The sequence below is a fragment of the Paenibacillus sp. FSL H7-0737 genome, from assembly GCF_000758545.1.
In the GTDB taxonomy this organism is placed as follows: domain Bacteria; phylum Bacillota; class Bacilli; order Paenibacillales; family Paenibacillaceae; genus Paenibacillus_AQ.
The window spans coordinates 5,368,779-5,389,455 of sequence record NZ_CP009279.1; the positions used below are offsets into that span (position 1 = coordinate 5,368,779).

Annotated in this window: 15 protein-coding genes and 1 other annotated feature; of the genes, 1 reads left to right on the forward strand and 14 read right to left on the reverse strand. The window is 47.7% G+C overall.

The window, feature by feature from the left end:
* Positions 1 to 238: 238 nt before the first annotated feature.
* The 11 genes from H70737_RS23540 to hemC all read right to left on the reverse strand — a co-directional run bounded on the left by H70737_RS23540 (position 239) and on the right by hemC (position 16,838).
* Positions 239 to 1,396, reverse strand: a complete 1,158-nt coding sequence (locus H70737_RS23540; RefSeq protein WP_042191187.1) for a GGDEF domain-containing protein — start codon at positions 1,394 to 1,396, stop codon at positions 239 to 241.
* A gap of 36 nt (positions 1,397 to 1,432) precedes the next feature.
* On the reverse strand, positions 1,433 to 2,599 hold the full coding sequence (locus tag H70737_RS23545) for a GGDEF domain-containing protein (protein ID WP_042191189.1): 1,167 nt from the start codon (positions 2,597 to 2,599) through the stop codon (positions 1,433 to 1,435).
* Positions 2,600 to 2,880: 281 nt separating this feature from the next.
* Positions 2,881 to 4,260: a UDP-N-acetylmuramate--L-alanine ligase gene (gene murC / locus H70737_RS23550; RefSeq protein ID WP_042191191.1), complete on the reverse strand. Its 1,380-nt coding sequence runs from the start codon at positions 4,258 to 4,260 to the stop codon at positions 2,881 to 2,883.
* Between the two features lie 6 nt (positions 4,261 to 4,266).
* Positions 4,267 to 5,643 (reverse strand): bifunctional folylpolyglutamate synthase/dihydrofolate synthase, encoded by a 1,377-nt coding sequence (locus tag H70737_RS23555; RefSeq protein ID WP_042191194.1) that lies wholly within the window; start codon positions 5,641 to 5,643, stop codon positions 4,267 to 4,269.
* Positions 5,644 to 5,648: 5 nt separating this feature from the next.
* The gene (locus H70737_RS23560) at positions 5,649 to 8,285 is read right to left on the reverse strand and encodes a valine--tRNA ligase (RefSeq protein WP_042194411.1); all 2,637 of its coding nucleotides are present in this window, start codon (positions 8,283 to 8,285) and stop codon (positions 5,649 to 5,651) included.
* Between the two features lie 155 nt (positions 8,286 to 8,440).
* Positions 8,441 to 8,724: a binding site (T-box leader), on the reverse strand.
* Positions 8,725 to 9,065: 341 nt separating this feature from the next.
* Complete coding sequence (locus H70737_RS23565) at positions 9,066 to 10,436, reverse strand: LysM peptidoglycan-binding domain-containing protein (RefSeq protein WP_042191196.1); 1,371 nt, start codon at positions 10,434 to 10,436, stop codon at positions 9,066 to 9,068.
* A 362-nt stretch (positions 10,437 to 10,798) separates the two neighbouring features.
* A complete protein-coding gene (locus H70737_RS23570; protein ID WP_231573340.1) occupies positions 10,799 to 11,734 on the reverse strand; it encodes an RluA family pseudouridine synthase in 936 nt (311 codons plus the stop codon).
* Positions 11,731 to 13,032, reverse strand: coding sequence for a glutamate-1-semialdehyde 2,1-aminomutase (gene hemL / locus H70737_RS23575; RefSeq protein ID WP_042191199.1), 1,302 nt, complete (start codon positions 13,030 to 13,032; stop codon positions 11,731 to 11,733). The genes H70737_RS23570 and hemL overlap by 4 nt, the downstream gene beginning before the upstream one ends.
* Before the next feature lie 78 nt (positions 13,033 to 13,110).
* Positions 13,111 to 14,109 (reverse strand): porphobilinogen synthase, encoded by a 999-nt coding sequence (hemB, locus tag H70737_RS23580; protein ID WP_042191201.1) that lies wholly within the window; start codon positions 14,107 to 14,109, stop codon positions 13,111 to 13,113.
* Positions 14,110 to 14,331: 222 nt separating this feature from the next.
* A complete protein-coding gene (gene cobA, locus H70737_RS23585; protein ID WP_042191203.1) occupies positions 14,332 to 15,879 on the reverse strand; it encodes a uroporphyrinogen-III C-methyltransferase in 1,548 nt (515 codons plus the stop codon).
* 5 nt (positions 15,880 to 15,884) lie between these two features.
* A complete protein-coding gene (gene hemC, locus H70737_RS23590) occupies positions 15,885 to 16,838 on the reverse strand; it encodes a hydroxymethylbilane synthase (RefSeq protein ID WP_042191205.1) in 954 nt (317 codons plus the stop codon).
* A 165-nt stretch (positions 16,839 to 17,003) separates the two neighbouring features.
* Here hemC and H70737_RS30875 point away from each other — a divergent pair, with 165 nt between their 5' ends.
* Positions 17,004 to 17,429: a hypothetical protein gene (locus H70737_RS30875; protein ID WP_156113177.1), complete on the forward strand. Its 426-nt coding sequence runs from the start codon at positions 17,004 to 17,006 to the stop codon at positions 17,427 to 17,429.
* Between the two features lie 66 nt (positions 17,430 to 17,495).
* On the opposite strand, the gene H70737_RS23595 is transcribed toward H70737_RS30875, so the two are convergent.
* From H70737_RS23595 to hemA, 3 genes are read right to left on the reverse strand one after another with little or no spacing between them, the layout of a single operon-like run.
* Positions 17,496 to 18,143 (reverse strand): precorrin-2 dehydrogenase/sirohydrochlorin ferrochelatase family protein, encoded by a 648-nt coding sequence (locus H70737_RS23595; RefSeq protein ID WP_042191207.1) that lies wholly within the window; start codon positions 18,141 to 18,143, stop codon positions 17,496 to 17,498.
* Between the two features lie 5 nt (positions 18,144 to 18,148).
* Entirely contained in the window at positions 18,149 to 18,976 is an 828-nt protein-coding gene (gene ccsA, locus H70737_RS23600) for a cytochrome c biogenesis protein CcsA (RefSeq protein ID WP_042191208.1), read from the reverse strand.
* Between the two features lie 5 nt (positions 18,977 to 18,981).
* A complete protein-coding gene (hemA, locus tag H70737_RS23605; protein ID WP_042191211.1) occupies positions 18,982 to 20,379 on the reverse strand; it encodes a glutamyl-tRNA reductase in 1,398 nt (465 codons plus the stop codon).
* Positions 20,380 to 20,677: the final 298 nt, after the last annotated feature.

Sequence of the window (20,677 nt, forward strand, 5' to 3'; positions counted from 1 at the left end):
CGATTTATAGGGAAACCTTTAAAATTTTTATATATTTTCATGCTTTATTCGAAAATAATTGCGATAAACCTATATATATCGCTATTTTTTTGAAGATTCAAGCAAAAAAGCTACTTTTCCAGTAATACACGAACATGAATTTTCTATTTCAAAATTTTATACTCGTTAGGTATTCTGAACTATTCCCTATGCAAACAAAAAAGTGTCTTCCTCATCTAATGACGAAAGGAAGACACTTTTATATTTCGTAGCTTCTAACAACGCAGTTCCGACCCTTTTTCTTAGCTTGATACAATGCATTATCACAAAGTTTGTAGAGATTATTTAGTGAAAAACGTTCGCCCGATTCTATCGTAATGACTCCAATACTTAACGTGTAGTGCAGCGGTACACCATGAATCATTGAACCTATAACAGCTGTGCGCATTCCTTCAGCAATAACATCACTACTCTTCTCATCGGCTCTGTGCAGGAGCACTGCGAACTCTTCTCCCCCAAATCTTCCGATCAGATCACCATGACCAAGCTGTTGCTCTATTTTAGACGCCAAATCAGTTAGTACTTGGTCACCTGTATTATGGCCGTAATTATCATTTATGCTCTTAAAGTGATCGACATCCAGCAGTAAAAAAGAATAGGGCAGTTTCTTCATCGCTGAAGCAGCTATTAAAGGCCGAGCACGCAGAACGAACGACCTGCGATTCAAAATACCGGTCAACTCATCATAAGTTGCTACCCGCTCCATTTCTGCAAAGGAATCTTCTCTATAAAGCAGCATAATTCCCGCGGTTCCTAGAAACATATACAAATAAATCCCAAGATAAAAAAACAAATAAAGAAATTGTGCAACTTGTGTATTGATTCCTAATACGGAATACAGCGGTTCTAAGGCTCTCCCGGCCAACGACAAGATGACAAGACAATATAGCAGTCCCATTATTATTTGTAGCGAAGTCTCCATGACCTTCAGACATAGTATATAAGCAGGATAGGCTATAATCAGAACTCCAGCCAGACAAGCGACTGGAATAACGAGAGGATCCTTAGGCATCAACAAATACATAAGCACCACAACGAGAATGGATACTCCGAATAATATAGAATAATATCTCTCCACTTTGCTCCCGAATACTCTGAGAAGCATTAGAAGCGCCAAGCTTTCGAGCGTGCCTCCAGCCAGAGCAAGAAGTGCTATGATCGGTAAACTAAGTGGTGTATCTATAAAATCCTTCAGTAATAAGAGGATCAAGGCTGCTAGTTGCAAATATTTTGCTGTGATAAACAATGAAGAAGTCTGTTCCTGCGGATAACGCAAACGATACACCACGATAAGCAGCACCGTGAACGATTGCCACAAAAAGAGACACACCAGCAGTGTCTGGAGATCCAGATGCATATAAGTGAAGTTCACCTCCCCTAGTATTCCTGACTCTCAGTATACATATCGGTATCTGATGACTCTATTTCTTCCCTCTTGTTTGGCCTGATATAATGCCTTGTCGCTTAGCTTGTACAACTTATTTATCGAAATCTCCTGATCTGGCATGATCGTAATTACACCTATACTAACTGTGTACCCCTGTTGAACCTTATTAGTGGAAGTATTCATTATCGCCTCACGAAGCGCTTCAGCTTTCTGGTCGCAGCTCTGCTCATCTACCCCACAGAGTATGACTGCGAATTCCTCGCCCCCTAGTCTGCCAAACAAATCGCCATTTCCGAGATTATTTTTAATCGTCGATGCGAACTCTTCCAGCACAATGTCACCGGTATCATGACCATAAGTATCGTTGACCTGTTTAAAATAATCCAAATCCAATAGCAAAAATGAGAAGTACTCCTGCGCTCGAAATGCCTTTTCAAGCTTTATCTCCGCTTCCTGAAGAAATGCTCCACGGTTTAGGATCCCCGTCAAATCATCATAACTGGCTATTCTTTTTAGTTTGACGAAGGAATGCTCATTTGAGAGAAGAATATAACCGGCAGCCCCTACGATAAATAATAAATACATCCCCAAATAATACAAATATTGCGTGAGATTTGTTGAGAACACATTCATCTCGGGCTCCCAAATCAATGCAACAAGCGCCCGCATCAGCATAATCGCTGCAAATACATAAAATAATACACCTAATATTTTTTGAAGAGGGGTAGCCTTTTTATTCACAGTTAGATGATAAGCTGGATAAACTATAAATAGTATAGACCAAAGTGAAGTACAAGCGATGCGCAAGTTGGAATGATTAAAAAATAATGCGATGATACTAAAACTAATTATGCTCAATACCGAAAGGATGATGTAATATCGCTTTATTTTTGGCCCCAGTACTCCCATCATCAGCAGTAACGCTGTAATTTCTAGACAGCACCCTCCAAGGATCAGAGCATTGCTAAGCGGAATGGACAACGCATGAGGTAGATAATCCCACAATAAAATCGAACACCAAAAGAGTAGCTGCACTTCCTTTGATCGGATGAACAAGGTGGAGGCTGTATCTTTAACAGCGGTACTTCGATAATTGGTTATAAGCAGCAATATAAATAAATTTCCGAAAATAAACAAATAAATCAGTGTTCTAATTTCAAGCAGGGAGCTCATACGTCACCACCTATGCGAAAATATCCCCACAAAGTGCGGCTTTGCTTCGATGCGTACTCGGGTACTTTGTGGGGATCCCAAATATACGTTGAAAAATCGATCCTCTTCTGGCAGCACTATAGCACTTTATAACTATATCAGTAAATACGTTAACAATACCAAAAAAACACTTCCCTCGAAACTCCCTTCAGATAAACACAAGGATTATCTGAACGAAATTTTGGGGAAGTGCTATTGAATAGAGAATATAAATATCCTCGAATTAGCCTCAATTTGTAAACTTAATGCTTCTTCTTCAACCCGTCTGCCAGTGCGTATCCGACCTTCCAGATATCGCCTGCGCCCATCGTAATCACCAGATCACCTGGAGCAATACGAGGTGTCAGATCAGCTAGAACATCTTCTTTGGTTGGCAGATGTCTCGCGCCCGCATTACTGTTCTTAACGATTAGCTCAACCAGCTTCGCAGAAGTAACACCTTCGATCTGTTTCTCTCCAGCCGGAGAGTAAATATCGGTGATGATGACTTCGTCGGCTTCGCTAAAGGCACGGCTGAAAGCATCTAACAGGAAGAAAGTACGTGTATAGCGCTGAGGCTGGAATACCGCAATAATCCGTTTTCCTGTTGCCTTGGCAGCACTGATCGTTGCCTGAATCTCTGTAGGATGATGCGCATAATCATCAATGACCAGAATGTCATTGACTTCTCCGAGCACTTGAAAACGGCGCTTCGCACCATGGAATTTCACAATCGCTTCAGCGATTTTCTCGAAAGAAATCCCTGATTTCAAACAAGCGATTACCGCTGCCATTGAATTATAAAGATTGTACTGTCCGGGAACTGAGAGTTCAATCCGTCCAAGCACTTCTCCATTATGATTCATCGTGTACGATACTTGACGATCGCCTAGAACGATATCAGTGGCAATATAATCTGCAGTGTTCGACTTGATGCCATAAGTAATCACCTTACCTGTTACTTCAGGTAAAAGAGAGATCACATTCTCGTCATCAGCGCATACTATAGCAGTTCCATCTTCGCGCGTTTGGTTCATGAACTGCACGTATGCAGCTTTAAGACGGTTAAAGTCTCCGTCGTAATTTTCCAAGTGATCCGCTTCAACATTCGTAACGATCCCAAGCCAAGGGTGATAGTGCAGGAAAGAGCCATCACTCTCATCCGCTTCCGCTACTACAAACTCACCTTGTCCCGCCTTTGCATTCGTACCTACATTCATAATCTCTCCACCGATAATATACGTTGGATCAACGTCGCACTCTTCCATCACAAGTGCAATCATGGAGGAGGTGGTAGTTTTCCCGTGTGCTCCAGCAACGGCTACCCCTTTACGTTCATTCAATAAACGGGCTAACATTTGCGAACGATGCAGAATTGGAATCTTAAGACGCTCAGCTTCCACCCATTCCACATTATCACTAGACAAAGCCGTAGAGTATACGACTAGATCCGCACCTTTTACTTGTTCTGCTGTATGCCCGATATAAATCTTGGCACCTTTAGCAATCAATTTATCCGTTAATTCTTGGGCAGCCACATCGGAGCCCGTAACTGTATATCCCATTTCTAGCATTACCCGGGCAATCGCGCTCATTCCGTAGCCGCCGATCCCTATAAAATGCACACGTTCAGTAGTATCCAACAGTCGTCACCAGCCTTTTTCAGTATCGGGTTGCTGCAAAAGTGTACCGCGTACGTCAGAGATTAAATACAGCGTACCAGATACGACGGCAAGGTCATCCTCCGCTGTAATCGACTTCAGTAGCTGCAGCGCTTTTCCCCAATTATGTTCTACTATGATTGCCAAGTTTTCCTTGGCATATTTCTCCCGCAGACTTTCTGCGATAACTTGCAGATTCTCCGCGTCCATTTTGTTCTGGAAATCCGGTTCGGTCAGGATGAGCGTATCCACTATAGGCAGTATATGCTTAAAGTAGGATTCATGATGCTTATTTGACAGCATTCCCATAAGTAAATTTAATTTACCGTATTGATAGAGCTGAGGCAGACTTTTTGCAAGACTCTCCGCACCTTCCGGATTATGTGCTCCGTCCAGTACAATCCTTGGAGACTTGCTTACCTCTTCCAGCCTTCCAGCCCAGAATGCGTGGCGCAAACCTTCAAGCACATCTTCATCCTCAAGCATAAAGGCCATATACTGACGCAGAACCTCAAGTACCATCATGGCAGCTGCCGCATTGCTAATCTGGTGCTCGCCTTTCATTACAATCCCAAGTTCAAGCGAACGAAAGGGACCCTTAAAATGAAAAGTCTGCACATCCTCACGGATTTCATTAGCCTCATAGCTAAAATCTTCTCCGGCAAGATAAAGAGTAGAGCGGCAAGCCGCTGCTTTCTCTTTCAGAACCGCTACGACTTCCGGCTGAGTTACGCAGCTAACAACAGGTACGCCCGTCTTAATAATTCCGGCTTTCTCCATTGCAATCTTCTCTAGCGTATCTCCCAAAATATCCATGTGATCATGACCAACATTAGTAATCACAGAAACAATCGGAGTCACGATGTTCGTTACATCCAGCCTTCCCCCAAGCCCGGTCTCCCATACGACAACATCAGGACAAGAGACGCCCGCAAAAAATAGAATGGCTACAGCTGTAGTTACCTCGAACATCGTAGGTGAGCCAAACTCCGTTTCCGAAATTTCTTGGACTAGTGGACGTAATTGGTTAACCAGCTCGACAAGCGTTTCTTCAGAGATGTCCGTATTATTATATTGGAACCTGTTCGTGAACTTTGTAATATACGGAGATGTAAAGGTGCCTACTGAATAGCCGCTTTGTATAAGTGCACTAGTCAAAAAAGCACAAGTTGAACCTTTGCCGTTCGTACCCGCCACATGAATAAACTTCAGCCGACGGTGCGGATTTCCCAGCTTGTCCATCAACATCTCGATTCTATCTAAACCTGGCCGTATCCCAAAAGGGATTAGGCTCTTGATCCAATCAACCGCTTCGGTGTATGTCGCAAGAGGGGCGGTACTTCCGCCCCGATTTAGGTCATCCATGTCTCTTATCCTCTCAGCTCTGCGATGCGGGCAAGTACTTTCTCACGTTTAGCAGAATAATCTGCCTGCTTCGCCCGTTCCTCTTCGATAACTTTAGCAGGGGCTTTGGCCACGAAGCCTTGATTGCTCAGCTTTTTCTCTACGCGTTCTACTTCGCTGTTCAGCGTCTGTACTTCTTTTTCCAGACGAGCGATTTCTTGTTCAATATCAATGAGTCCCGACAATGGCAGAAGCAGTTCTGCTCCTGTTACTACAGCGGACATTACCTTATCCGGCGTTTCTGGATTCAGGCCAGCTTCGAAGGAAGACGTATTACAGAAGCGTCCAATGTAGTTGTCGTTACGGGTGATAATACTCAGCGTCTCTTCATTACCCGCTTTGATGATCAATTCAACCTTTTTGCTCATCGGTACATTCACTTCAGCCCGGATATTACGAACGGCCCGGATTACATCCATCAGCAGGTTCATTTCCGCTACGGCCTGCGGATTCTCCAGAGCAGCATCATACTCCGGCCATGCAGCCAGCGTAATCGTCTCCCCTTCATGCGGAAGGTGCTGCCAGATTTCTTCCGAAATAAACGGCATAAACGGATGAATCAAGCGCATTGTGCGGTCTAGTACATAGGCAAGTACAGACTGTGTCTTCGCTTTGGCCGCGGCGTCTGATCCGTAAAGTGACAGCTTCGCGAACTCAATATACCAGTCACATAGATCGTCCCAAATGAAGTTGTACAGCTGGCGACCGGTCTCACCGAACTCGTACGAGTCAATTAGACGCGTAATTTCACGAGAAGTTTCGTTCAGACGGTGCAAAATCCAGCGATCAGCAGTACTTAGCTCACCCGAAATGTCAATATTTTCAAAGCTTACGCCTTCCAAATTCATCAACGCGAAGCGTGATGCATTCCAGATCTTATTGGCGAAATTACGTGCCTGCTCAACCTTTTCCCAACGGAAGCGTAGATCCTGTCCAGCTGTACTTCCGGTAGAAATCATGTAACGCATTGCATCTGCGCCATACTTCTCGATTACTTCAAGGGGGTCTACGCCATTCCCGAGTGATTTGGACATTTTTTGACCTTCGGAATCCCGTACCAAACCATGCATCAATACATCTGAGAAAGGTTTTTCTCCGGTAAATTCAAGAGCTGAGAAGATCATCCGCGCTACCCAGAAATAAATAATATCGTAGCCTGTTACAAGCACATCGTTCGGATAGTAGCGTTTGAAATCTGCGCTGTTCTCATCTGGCCATCCTAGTGTGGCAAAAGGCCACAGATTAGAGCTAAACCAGGTATCCAGTACATCTTCGTCCTGTTTCAAGTCGGTTAGACCACTGATCCGGCGCGCTTCTTCCTCGTCATTTGCCACAACCAATTCACCAGTAGACTCGGAATACCATGCTGGAATACGATGTCCCCACCACAGCTGACGGGAAATACACCAATCACGTACGTTCTCGATCCAGTTCAGGTAAGTTCTCTCGAAACGGTCCGGTACAAAGTTAACCCCGTTCCCATCCTTCTGTGCATTGATGGCAGCTTCAGCCAGTGGCTGCATCTTTACAAACCATTGTGTGGACAAGTACGGCTCAACAACCGCTCCAGAGCGTTCACTGTGTCCTACTTGATGCACATGATCTTCGATATTGATCAGCACACCTTGCTCCTTCAGGTCAGCAGTGATAGCCTTACGACATACACTCCGGTCTTGACCTTGGTAAGGTCCTGCTTCTTCATTCATCGTACCGCTCTCATCCATTACGTTAATCTGCGGTAAGTTGTGACGTTGACCCATCTCGAAGTCATTCGGGTCATGAGCTGGTGTAATTTTAACCGCACCACTACCAAACTCTTTGTCTACATAATCATCAGCGATAATCGGAATCTCACGGCCAATAATCGGCAGGATCAACGTTTTGCCGATCATATCTTTGTAACGTTCGTCTTCCGGATGAACAGCAACCGCTGTATCACCCAGCATGGTCTCCGGACGTGTGGTCGCTACTGTAATAAATCCGCTACCGTCTTTGAGCGGGTAACGCAGATGATACAAGTGACCATTAACTTCTTTATATTCAACCTCGATATCCGACAATGCTGTACGAGCCGCCGGGTCCCAGTTAATAATGCGTTTGCCGCGGTAGATCAAGCCTTTATTATAGAGCTTAACGAATACCTCGCGTACAGCTTTCGACAACCCTTCATCCAGGGTAAACCGTTCGCGGGAATAGTCAAGAGAAAGCCCCATCTTAGCCCACTGCTCATGAATGGTGTTCGCATATTTATCTTTCCACTCCCACACCTGTTCCAGGAACTTCTCACGGCCGAGATCATGTCTAGAAATTCCCTGCTCACGCAGCTTTTGCTCTACCTTTGTCTGCGTTGCGATACCGGCATGGTCCGTACCTGGTAGCCACAACGTGTCGAAGCCCTGCATCCGTTTTGTACGAATCAGGATATCCTGAAGCGTAAAATCAAGCGCATGACCAATGTGCAGCATTCCCGTTACGTTTGGCGGCGGGATTACAATGCTGTATGCTTTTGCATCTGGACGCCCGCCTGCACGGAAATATCCACCCTCTGTCCAATAGGAATACCACTTGGTTTCTGCCGATTTCGGATCATACGTGGTTGGCATTTCATTCTTAGAATCATTTGCAGCGGCAGCATCTGCCGCTGTATCTTGCAAGTTCGGCAGCTCTGCCGCTGTTAGATTGTTTTGGTCAGCCATTCCCTGATACCTCCACTTGGTTACTTGTAGTTGGTTTTTAAAAAACAAAAAGACCCCTCGTCTCAAAGGACGAAAGGCCATTCTTTCGCGGTACCACCTTTGTTTCGCGCCAATGAAAAATAAACCTGCACTTCTCTCACCTTGCGGTTCAGAAGCTTAGCGCGACACTCGTACAGATAACGGCTGCTACCGGCCACATCCTAACTTATCTTTCATATCCATGAAGACAAGCTCAGAAGGGCGACTCCGGGGCGACTTCGGTGGCTGTATCCTACGGAATGTCACAGCACTTGCATTCCGCTCTCTGAAGGGCTGACCGCCTACTCTTCCCGTTCCCAGTCTTTACTTAGATATTGCTTACTCCATAATACATTTTGAGTCCCCCCTAGTCAACCTGGATAGGCTATTACAGCGGGACTTTTAGCGGAATTTCGACTTATAGCGTTCATATGTCGAATTTTCATTAGATTCATCACACTGCGTTGATTAGATCCCCCGCATTCTAACGTTCTCCGGTCACACAAGAATAAACGCCTTCGACGTCCTTTTACGGACGGTAAGCGTTTATTTGAGAAATATAAGGATAATGTATAACGTGAAACTTATATATTCTTATATTTGACAAAAATCCCGATCTACTATCAGATCGGGATTCACCTATTCATATGAGTACGCATTGTAATTCAATTACGGAATGTACAACACTTGCCCTTCTTCTACACTCTGCCCAGACAATCGATTATACATTCCCAGCTCCCGCGCACTTAGCTGATATTTCTCTGCGATTGTATCCAGCGTTTCTTCACGCTGCACGATGCAAAGGCGAACCTTACGGAATAGGTTAGCGCCATCTGCTCCAGCAATGAATCTGCTCTTCCACTCCGTATTATTTCCGGCCTCTGGAATGATCGCTGCAGCCGATGCATTTCCTTCAGATAGGAGAGCCTCTTGTTCTTTACGAGAACGACTAGAGCTGAGTAATGAAGAGAAGGTGAGATGTTCTTTGGCTGGAGCCTCTGCTTCTTTCTTACTTCCTAGCGCAATCTTAAGATCTTGTTTCTCCTCGGTATGTGGCACAGTCTCCTGAGAAACTAAGCCTTCGTTCGTATTATCACTGATCAGCTGCGCATTCTCTTCTTGTGCGTGAAGCTCATGGTTTGCCACGTTTTCAGAAGCAAATACAGCGATATCTTGGTCTGCATCAGCAATAGCTGCTGGAACAGCGGTTTCTCTTGAAGCAAAAGTATATTCAGCTTCTTGCTCTTGATCCGCTTGACTCGCCTGGCTAACTTGATCCAGCTGAGTGGCCTCAGCTTCATTCTGTGACTCAGCTTTAAACCAGTAATCCGCTATTCCTGCTTTGGAATCCTCTGTTTGCGAATCCAGACTATGCGTCCGAGCTTTCGCGCCCTTGTCCTTCTCATGAGCGGATGAGAAATTCACTATAGGGGACGAATGACCAGCTCCACTTGAGACCAGTGGAGCCTCTGATGCGTCTGCATTAGCTTCAGCATGCTCATGTTCTTCTACGGCAACCTCCGATGCATCCTCGCCAAAGGTCCACTGAGAATTTTCATAAAGTGCATCAGTTTCGTGCTCTTGGTTCTCTGCAGATGCTTCGATTACCCTGTCATCACTGAGAGGGGAATAGGCAACTGTGTACTCTTCCTGCTGCCAGGCCGGTTGTGGTTGAGGCTCCGCACCACCGATTCCCCGCAGTGATAATACGCCTGTTATATTCACTGTGCGCATCGTGAGCAGATCAATATCAAAATTCTCGATCTCCACCCCGATATCTTCAATCGAGCTGACGCGTGTAAGCGGAACTGTGATTTCAACGGGAATGGCATGCTCCAGACGTTGTGTTCGGTCATCTTCACTCCGGTAGAGTCCGGTAAGCAACAGCTGACCATATAACTCGGCACGATCCTCCCGCTGAATCACCTGGATTTCCGGAAGTAGTTCAACCTCCTCCAGCTCAGCTATTCCCGGAAGCTCTTCCGATAGGTGAATGCGTTCATAAATATCAAACCGCAAGCCGTGGGACTGATCAAACACGGGATATGTCCTCCTTCTTGGCATAATCTAACCCTGAGACAGGCCCAGAGCATAAGCCCAAAATGTTACTCCCCACATGTATATGCTTCAAACAGAAAGGCATGACAACTTTGGTGGCACTAACCGGACAGGATGCTATTAATTTCATAAATTCAGGGACTATTCGAACCTATCTGCCGGTCAATAGATGAACTACTCCGCATGAACAAAGTATTATATGCTGCTTTTGCTATTAGGACATAGATAGATGCTTCTTTCTGAAAAAACAGAAAATTATATACCCTACGAAAAAATAGATAAAAAAAAGAACCGTAATACCAGCATTTGCTGATACCACGATTCTCAGGTTTATAACGTAGCTGTCAAGGCGCTTCAGACAGCAGCTCCCGCAGCTGAAGCATATCCTCCGGCCACGGATCGCTTACTTCCAGTTGTTCACCGCTCCAAGGGTGGCGGAAAGACAGCAGCTCGCCATGGAGCGCATGTCGGCCGGCAGCGCTGGAAGCCCAGACCGGGCCGCCATATAGCGCATCCCCATACAAGGGATGACCCATATGGCTGAGATGGACGCGAATCTGATGCGTCCGTCCGGTCTCCAGCTGCACATGCACCAGGCTCCCGCCATGCAGTGCTTCGCGTCCGAGGATTCGAGTCACGGCGGACTGTCCGCCGGGTGAGACTCTTCTCCGCGCCGCATGATGACGATCGCGCCCAATCGGCGCGTCGATCACTTTAAGCGTAGGCGGCACTGTGCCTTCGACGATCGCGGCGTAGAGCCGCGAGATGCTTTTTTCACGCATATTCTCGTCTAGGACAAGCTGAGCGAATTCATTCTTCGCGTACATCACCGGACCTGTTGTATCCCTGTCCAGTCGGTGAATATGCCTTACAGCTGCACTAACACCGGTAGCGACATAATGCGCAGCTACAAGGTGATCCAGCGTTACGCCTAAGCCACTGCCATCCGGATGAACCGCCATGCCTGCCGGCTTGTGGGCAACCAAGCAAAAATCATCCTCATACAACACTTCAAGCTCTTCCCATACCGGTTCAATGCCGGCTTCACGATCCGGAAAAAGTGCCAGTCGCAGTCGATCTCCCTTCCACTGAATGCCCCCCTCGCGGCGCAGACGCAGATGAAGCTTCTCAGGCATACCTACAGTTTCCAGCAGCCACTTATCAATTGCAGCTTCAGAATCCTCGGCTCCTGTAATGATTTTGCCGGGTGTTACTTCCAGCCACTCCCCACGTCTAGTCCAAGCTCCACCACCGGTTCGTTCTCCGGCTCCAATACTCAAAGGGCCTTCAGGGCATTATAGTGGCCCTCAATGGTATCATCAATATCCTGCTCACTATGCGCAGCCGACACGAACATACCTTCAAACTGTGAAGGTGGCACGCTAATGCCTTGGCTCAGCATATGACCAAAATAACGACGGAATAGATCCGTGTTGCTAGTCTTGGCTGTTTCAAAGTTAGTTACTGGTCCTTCCGTGAAGAACGGACAGACCATCGAGCCCACGCGGTTAATTGTCAGCGGAACACCGGTCTCGATTGCATTCTTTTTCAAGCCTGCCTCTAGACGCGCCCCTAATTGCTCAAGACGATCATATACTTCCGGTGTCAGCAGCTTCAGTGTAGTGAGTCCTGCCGCCATCGCTAATGGATTACCACTAAGTGTGCCAGCCTGATAGATCGGTCCCGTAGGAGCGATTTGCTCCATAATCTCTCTTTTGCCGCCATAAGCGCCGACTGGAAGTCCTCCACCGATAACTTTGCCGAAGCAGGTAATATCCGGAGTAATGTTGAACAAGCCTTGAGCACAGCCACGATTGACACGGAAGCCTGTCATTACCTCATCAAAAATAAGCAAAGATCCATTGTCTGAAGTTAACTTGCGAAGTCCTTCTAGAAATCCCGGAAGTGGTGGTACAACACCCATGTTGCCGGCAATCGGCTCTACGATCACTGCGGCAATCTCACTGCCAAAACGTTCGAAAGCAATCTGAGTGGACTCCAAATCATTGTATGGAACTGTAATCGTATTTACTGCCACACCTTCGGGAACACCTGGGCTGTCCGGCAGACCTAATGTGGCTACACCGGAACCCGCTTTAATAAGCAGACTATCCGCGTGACCATGGTAGGATCCTTCGAACTTCAAAATTTTACTGCGTCCTGTATAACCACGTGCCAAACGAATCGCACTCATCGTAGCTTCCGTTCCGGAGTTAACCATACGTACGATATCTACAGAGGCTACACGTTCGACAACCGTTTTTGCCATTTCAGTTTCAAGTAAAGTTGGTGCACCAAAGCTTGTCCCTTTTACCGCCGTCTCCTGCAATGCCTTTACAACCTCAGGATGCGCATGACCCATAATCAGCGGTCCCCATGAGCATACATAGTCGATAAAGCTGTTGCCGTCGATATCATAAATACGCGATCCGATCCCATGATCCACATAAATCGGAGTCAAGCCTACGGATTTGAACGCCCGTACAGGGCTGTTCACCCCACCGGGAATATATTGTTTTGCTTCATCAAAAGCCTTGCGGGACGCTTCCTCTTTACGCGCCATTGGCTCATTACTCATCTATCTTCACTCCTATTCTGTTCTTGGTCACACAGGTATAAGGCAGCTGCCTATGCAGCGATATCGTTGTGAAAGAGATTAACCACGCAGCCAGCGCGCAGCATCTTTTGCGAAATAAGTAATAATAATATCCGCTCCGGCCCGTTTCATGCCAGTCAGCATTTCCAGCACAACGGCTTGCTCGTCAATCCAGCCTTGCAGCGCTGCTGCTTTTACCATGGAATATTCGCCACTCACATTGTAAGCCACGAGAGGTAAATCGAACTGGTCGCGGATCGTACGAATCACGTCCAAGTAAGCCAGAGCTGGCTTCACCATTAACATATCTGCACCTTCCAGCACATCGGATTCTGCTTCACGGAGCGCTTCGCGCAGATTGGCAGGGTCCATTTGATACGTTTTGCGATTTCCGAACTGTGGTGCTGAATCCGCAGCTTCGCGGAAAGGGCCATAAAATGCCGAAGCATATTTGACCGAATACGACATAATCGGCACATGCTCAAAGCCATTCTCATCCAGTCCCGCACGAATCGCGTGTACGAATCCATCCATCATATTCGAAGGGGCGATAATATCTGCTCCAGCTTTAGCTTGGGATACCGCCGTACGAGTCAACAGTTCTAGCGAAGCATCGTTGATGACATCACCGTGTACCACACCATTAACCGTATGCGTATGCACCATCCCGCAATGTCCGTGATCCGTAAATTCACAAAGGCAGGTATCTGCAACGACCAACAGCTCAGGGTACCACTGCTTGATCAAGCGAGTAGCCTCTTGCACAATTCCATCCTCTGCGAAACCGGAAGAACCGATAGCATCCTTCGTTTCAGGAATCCCGAATAACAGTACAGCCGGAATGCCTAGTGCGGCAATCTCGTCCACTTCTGCTTTTAAAGTATCCAGCGAAAAATGGTACACGCCCGGCATCGAGCTAATCTCATTCTTCACACCTGTTCCATAAGTCACAAATATAGGCTGTACAAAATCCAGCACATTCAGTACTGTCTCCCGCACCATACCACGAATTCCAGCAGAACCGCGTAGTCGACGGTGACGTGTAATTGGAAAGCTCATTTGTTCATCCTCCTGAAAATAAAATATATAGACACAACGGACATTTATAGTTTGCCCGTCTAACTGCCAGTTAGTTAACAATCTGATTTCATTGCAGAATGTGCAATAGAAAAGACTTAGAATTGGAATTGATTCTAAATTTAAGAGATTCTATTGTACAAACTACAACCAGTCTAAGGTTTCTTATATTAATAGGGCTATTACTCACCTATCTCTATGAAACTACTTGAGCCTAGTCTCCGCATTCCATCGACAGAGTTCCTGCACCAGACTATTAATAGTTGCTTCTTCAGGTAGCAGTCCCGGGGTAAGCCCCGCTTCCACGGCAGTCTGCTCGGTTAATGGTCCTATGCAGGCTATCTTCACGTTAGCTAGCAGCGGGAGTGGATCTTCGAGCCCCATTCTTTTCAGAATGTGGATGAAATTGCGCACCGTCGAAGAACTAGTAAAAGTCACCGCGTGAACGCGCCCCTCCTCCAGCAGCTTCAGCAGCTCGTCGTCATCCTCACCCGTCACAACCGTCTCATAGGTATCGACGTCTGTGACTTGAAGGCCAAGCTCTCTCAGCTTGTCCGGCAGCCAGTCGCGCCCCAGATCGCCGCGCGGCAACAGCACGTTCTGCCCCGGCAGCAGCTGGGGACCGAACTTCTCAATCAGGCCTTCCGCCTGAAACTTCGCCGGAAGCTCCTCAGCAATCACCCCGCGCTGCGCCAGCGCGGCTGCTGTACCCGGCCCCACCGCTGCAATCCTTGCGCGGTGAAGCCCCCGAATGTCCGCCCCCTGCTCCGCTAAGTGGCGCCAAAAAAACTCCACGCCGTTTGGGCTGGTGAGGAATACCCAGTCGTACGATTCCAGCGCGCCAAACGCCGCTGCAATCTTCTCCTTCTTCTCTGCGCCTTCCGGCATGATCGTCTCGATCACCGGGAACTCGTAGGGTTCCCCGCCGAGTTCCTCAATCATATCCACCAGCTCGCTCGCTTGGCTGCGAGCCCGTGTCACCACGATGCGTTTGCCGAACAACGGCATCGCCTCGGCCCACTTCAGCTGCTCACGCTGCAGCACCACGTCGCCAACAACGATGACGGCCGGCGGCTGAAAATCCGCCGCCTTCACCTTCGCCTCAATATCGGCGAGGGTTCCCGTCAGCGTCTCCTGATCTGCGCGGGTACCCCAGCGCACCAGCGCCACTGGTGTTTCTGGCGGACGCCCATGCTTGATCAGCTGGGCGCTGATATATCCTATTTTAGCTACGCCCATCAGGAACACTAACGTCCCCGTGGCATTCGTTACTTTATCCCAATGAATGGAATGATCCAGTTTATCTGGACTCTCATGTCCGGTGATAATCGACAGGGAAGAAGCATGATCGCGGTGCGTGACAGGTATACCCGCATAAGCAGGTACGCTGATCGCCGACGTGATACCCGGTACGATTTCGTAATAGATCCCATTTTTGCGCAGCAGCTCCGCTTCTTCACCTACGCGGCCAAAAATCGTAGGGTCCCCACCCTTCAGCCGCACCACTGTTTTCCCCTGTAAAGCCAGATCAACTAACAATTGATTAATCTCTTCCTGCTTCATCGTGTGGCGATCCGGCAGCTTACCAACATAAATCTTCTCGCCGCCGGGCTTCATGCATTTCAGCAATCTAGGACTTGCCAGCCGATCATACACCAGCACGTCGCTTTTTCGAATACACTCGAGGCCTTTTACAGTAATCAGCTTTGCGTCCCCGGGACCTGCACCTACCAAATAAACCTTCCCCGTCAATCCCCTCATCCCCTAACGTCTGACAGTATCTTCTCCGCTCCTCTTGCGATCAGCTTCTTAGCGACTTCTTCACCGAGCTGTACTGGATCTACCCCAGTGCAAGTTTCTTTCAAAATCGTTGAACCGTCAGGTGTTCCCACCATTCCGGTTAAGGAGATTATTTTGTGCTCCGCAGTAGTGGCTTCCGCGGCTGCGTCAAGCACCGCATGAGCACCAATCGGCACTTGGCAGCCGCCGTTCAGCACGCCAAGGAACGTGCGCTCCGCCGCCACCGTCAACGCTGTATCGGCGTCGTTATATAACGCCAGCAGCTTCCGCAGGTCGGCGTCATCTGCGCGGCACTCGATGCCGAGTGCGCCCTGCCCTACAGCGGGCAGGCAAACTTCCGGCGGCAGGTAGGCGCTGACGCGATCCTGCCAGCCCATGCGCGACAGCCCCGCTGCTGCAAGCAGGATCGCGTCGTATTCGCCGCTCTCCAGCTTGCCCAACCGCGAGTCAATGTTGCCGCGCACGGGCTCAATGACCAGATCAGGCCGCAGCGCAGCTAGCTGGCTGGAACGGCGTAGGCTACTTGTGCCTACGCGTGCGCCCTGAGGCAACTCGTCTAGCGAGACGCCTCCGTTCGAGATCAGCGCATCGCGCGGATCGACGCGCTTCGGCACAGCACCGTTGATCAGTCCTTCCGGCAGCTCGGAGGGCATGTCCTTCATGCTGTGCACCGCCATGTCGATTTCTTCGTCCAGCATCGCTTGCTCGATTTCCTTCACGAACAACCCTTTGCCGCCTACCTTGGACAAGGTGACATCTAGGATGCGGTCCCCTTTGGTAACAATCTTTTTCACTTCAAAAGTGAATCCAAAACCATGCTCCTCGCTCAGTCGCTCCAGATCCGCAATCACGTGCCCTGTCTGCGTCAACGCAAGCGCACTCTGTCTACTCCCCACAATAATCTTACGCATTGTCCATTCCTCCTGATTACGTCTGCCTCTTACCCTTCACCGTAGACCGTATATAGTAATCTAAACTAACCAAAAGCTACTCCGCACTATTTAAAGGGCATTTTTGCCCTTTATTTAGCTCCTTCGTCGGTTATAGCTCAATTTAGGGGTATTTCTGCCCTTCTTTTGGCTGATATGAGCGTTTTAGTGCAAATCAGGGGTATTTATACCCTTCATTTATCTCTATCGGGGACTATTACTCAATTAAGGGGTACTTTTACCGCTCATTCGACCATTCCAGCCACTTTCGCCCAATACAACGGTACTTATACCGTTCTTTCGACCATTTCAGCCACTTTCGCCCAATACAACGGTACTTATACCGCTCATTCGACCATTCTCGCCACTTCAGCCCAATTCAACGGTACTTTTACCGCTCATTCGACCATTCCAGCCACTTTCGCCCAATTCAACGGTACTTTTACCGCCCTTTCGACTATTCCAGCCACTTCAGCCCAATTTTACGGTACTTATACCGTTCTTTCGAACATTCCAGCCACTTCAACCAGCTATCCGTTCTCATACCACTATCACAACTATTTCAGCCAGTAACCCGACTTTTACTCATATCATTAATCTAACCTAATTTTGTAATCTTCACAGTGTCCACGCGCACTTTTACTTCGCCCGATGATCAGCAATCCAAACATCCATATCCTCCGGGCTCCACGCAATAAAGCTACCATTTCTCATCTCATTCAACACATCGAGCGTCCCAAGCTTCCGCAAAAGTCTGCCACGAACTTCAGCAGAAGATTCTGTTTCCTTAATCCGGGTTCGCAGGGTATGTACAAAATCCAAATATGGCTCATACGCCGCATCCAGCGCCTCTTCAAGCACACTTTTAATCTTCGCAGCCGCAAGCGGACCAGCACCCGAAGTAGATACAGCTACCGTCAAACGCCCCCTACGTACAACTCCGGGCGTGATAAAATCCCCCGCTTCCGCATGGCTAGCCACATTCACATGAATGCCAAGTCGCCTAGACTCCTGCGCAACCTCTTCATTAACCGTTCTATCGTTAGTGGCTGCATATACGAGAAAGGCCCCACGGAGATCTCCGGGAGCATAAGGGCGGTCATGCCAGGTCACGAGACCCTTTTTCACTAGAGCGGCAAGCGTATCTGTCAAAGAAGGACTAATCACCTTAACCACCGCTTCAGCTTCCAGCAGCCCACTCACCTTCCGTTCAGCCACGGCACCACCGCCAATAACCACAACCTGTTGCTTTTCACAATCCAGCATTATGGGCAAATACCGAGTCATGCTCTTCACTCCCCGCTCCAACCGTGAAAACCAGATAAAGAATTCAACAAAAAATTCAAGATAGTAAAAGCATATCCTAAAATCGCCCAGCGAGCCATACTTACTCCACTTTTCCGCCCGGATTTCTTAAATATAATATAAAATATGTAAATTCCAAGGCCAATAAGTGTCGTTAGTACTTTTAAATCCTTCAATAATAGTGTCCGTCCCTCAGAAACAATAGATAAGCTAGCCACTACCAGAGAGATTGCCAGCAAAGGAGTCCCCACCAGAATAGCGGTGTAAGAATATTTATCGGTAGTCTCTAGGTTCGGTAAACGACGAATTCGATCACTCCATTGCTTGCTTTTGAGCCTGGTGTGCAGGAATAAGTACAATATTGCAAATACCGTTCCTAGTGTCAGTGCAGCAAAACTCAAATTGGCCAAAATCACATGCATCGTCAACCAGCCATACACCGAACTCCAAGTCTCAAGCGTATGTCCCCCCGCCGTCAGCCACACCCGATTTAGGAGAAAAACACAGAATCCAGCCACACTAAGCAGCAGAATCGTAAACTCGCCTCCACGTGTGAAAGCCACCGCAAGCGAAGTCAGCACAATACTAAATGCAAACCAGAACAAGAAATCATAAGGTGTGAAAATGGGCAGTCCCTTCTCCTGAGAGAAACGAATCCCCAGTCCTGCAACTTGCAAAAGACCCACAACAACAAGAAGCCCCGTGCCTAACCGCTTCCCACTCGGGTTGCGATAAAGGCAATCCGAGAAAACAAACAGCAGGCTCAGGGCATATAGCAGCAGAGCGGCATCATATATTCCGTTCAGCAGTTGCATATCACTCACCTACCCAACAGGCCTGCCGGAGCAAGCACCGTCTTAGGCACAGAAAAATCGCCGCTACCGGCAGTACGTTCTGTGGAACTAGACTGCTTAACCGGGGCGGAATCTCCGCCATCTGAATTAGATTCGAGCTGTTCCTGTAGCGCAAAAATTTTGGAGAAATAATCAAGAGCTTCATTCCCCTGCTTGCCACCGGACATCTCTTTAATTACATTGATTGGATCATGCATCATTTGGTTCACAATGCTTTTGGTCAAACGACGGATCACCTTGCGCTGATGCTCGTCCAGCTCAGGCAGCTTATTGAACAGACTCTCCATCGTTTCCTCATGAATCGCATTCGACTTATCCTGAAGCGCCCGGATTACCGGTCTCACGCCAAGCGTCTTAAGCCACAGCTGGAACTCATCCATTTCCTCACCGATCATCACTTCAATCTTCGCAGCCTCACTCCGGCGCATTTCCAGGTTGCTCTCCACAATGCCCTCCAGATCGTCAATATCATACAAAAAAACATCTGGCACATTAGCCGCCGCAGGATCAATATCACGGGGTACAGCTATATCAATCATAAAAAGCGGCCGCGAAGGGCGACGCTTCATAGCATTCGCTACCTGATCTGCCGAAAGCACATACCCGTCAGCTCCCGTTGAGCTGATCACAATATCCACTTCATTAAGAACTTTTAAAGCATCTTCAATCGTGCTTGGCTTACCCGAGAACTTCTCTGCCAGTTCAATCGCACGCGACAGCGTACGGTTAGCGACAATCACCTCAGCCGCACCACTACTATATAGATGCTTTACAGTGAGCTCGCTCATTTTGCCGGCGCCCAGAATCAGTACTCTTTTACCAGTGAACATGCCAAAAATCCGCTTGCCCAGCTCCACTGCCGCATAACTGACAGATACTGCGCTTTCGCCGATTGACGTTTCACTATGTGCTCTTTTGCCGAGTGTCACCGCTTGTTTAAATAGCCGATTGAACCAAGTTCCAGTTACACCCTCAGCCTGAGCCGTGAGAAAAGAACTTCGCACCTGTCCCAGGATCTGCGTCTCGCCAATCACCATGGAATCCAGGCCGCAGGTCACGCGGAACAAATGCGCAATCGCCTGCTCGTCTTCATATATATACATATGCTGTGCAAATTGCTCATTTTTCACTCCAAACCACTGCTCCATAAAGCCGCGGAGGAAATAACCTCCCATATGAAGGCGGTCCATGACCACATAAATTTCCGTACGGTTGCAGGTGGCTACTACGACCCCTTCCAGCACACCCTTCGTCTTCATCAGTTGATGAAGCGCTGCCGGAAGATCACTCTCCGCAAAAGCAAACTGTTCCCTAACCTCCACGGGAGCCGTACGATAATTCAGGCCAACGACGACGATGTGCATCGATAGTTCACCATCCTAGTCTCTATTCATTACTGTGTACAGTTATATTAAAGAATATATTTACATAATATTCACTTTCACAACATCTCAAAACACTGTGTTAAGTATATCACACGAAAATACGACTTTTTACAGATTTTTTGAACGCTTTATGAAATCCAGATAATAATTATTATAAATAAAAAACCGCAGGTTCGCTACGGTTAGGATGGGTTATTTTGTGATTAATTATTAGTTGGTGGGAGTGTGGAGGGCATTCATTAGCTACTAGTTATGAATATCGTCATAATTCCTCTGA

Coding starts and splice junctions, on each gene's coding strand:
- H70737_RS23540 (WP_042191187.1), bottom strand. CDS start 1,396: ATGCATCTGGATCTCCAGACACTGCTGGTGTGTCTCTTTTTGTGGCAA.
- H70737_RS23545 (WP_042191189.1), bottom strand. CDS start 2,599: ATGAGCTCCCTGCTTGAAATTAGAACACTGATTTATTTGTTTATTTTC.
- H70737_RS23555 (WP_042191194.1), bottom strand. CDS start 5,643: ATGGATGACCTAAATCGGGGCGGAAGTACCGCCCCTCTTGCGACATAC.
- H70737_RS23560 (WP_042194411.1), bottom strand. CDS start 8,285: ATGCCAACCACGTATGATCCGAAATCGGCAGAAACCAAGTGGTATTCC.
- hemL (WP_042191199.1), bottom strand. CDS start 13,032: ATGAGTAATGAGCCAATGGCGCGTAAAGAGGAAGCGTCCCGCAAGGCT.
- hemB (WP_042191201.1), bottom strand. CDS start 14,109: ATGAGCTTTCCAATTACACGTCACCGTCGACTACGCGGTTCTGCTGGA.
- hemC (WP_042191205.1), bottom strand. CDS start 16,838: ATGCGTAAGATTATTGTGGGGAGTAGACAGAGTGCGCTTGCGTTGACG.
- H70737_RS23595 (WP_042191207.1), bottom strand. CDS start 18,143: ATGACTCGGTATTTGCCCATAATGCTGGATTGTGAAAAGCAACAGGTT.
- ccsA (WP_042191208.1), bottom strand. CDS start 18,976: ATGCAACTGCTGAACGGAATATATGATGCCGCTCTGCTGCTATATGCC.
- hemA (WP_042191211.1), bottom strand. CDS start 20,379: ATGCACATCGTCGTCGTTGGCCTGAATTATCGTACGGCTCCCGTGGAG.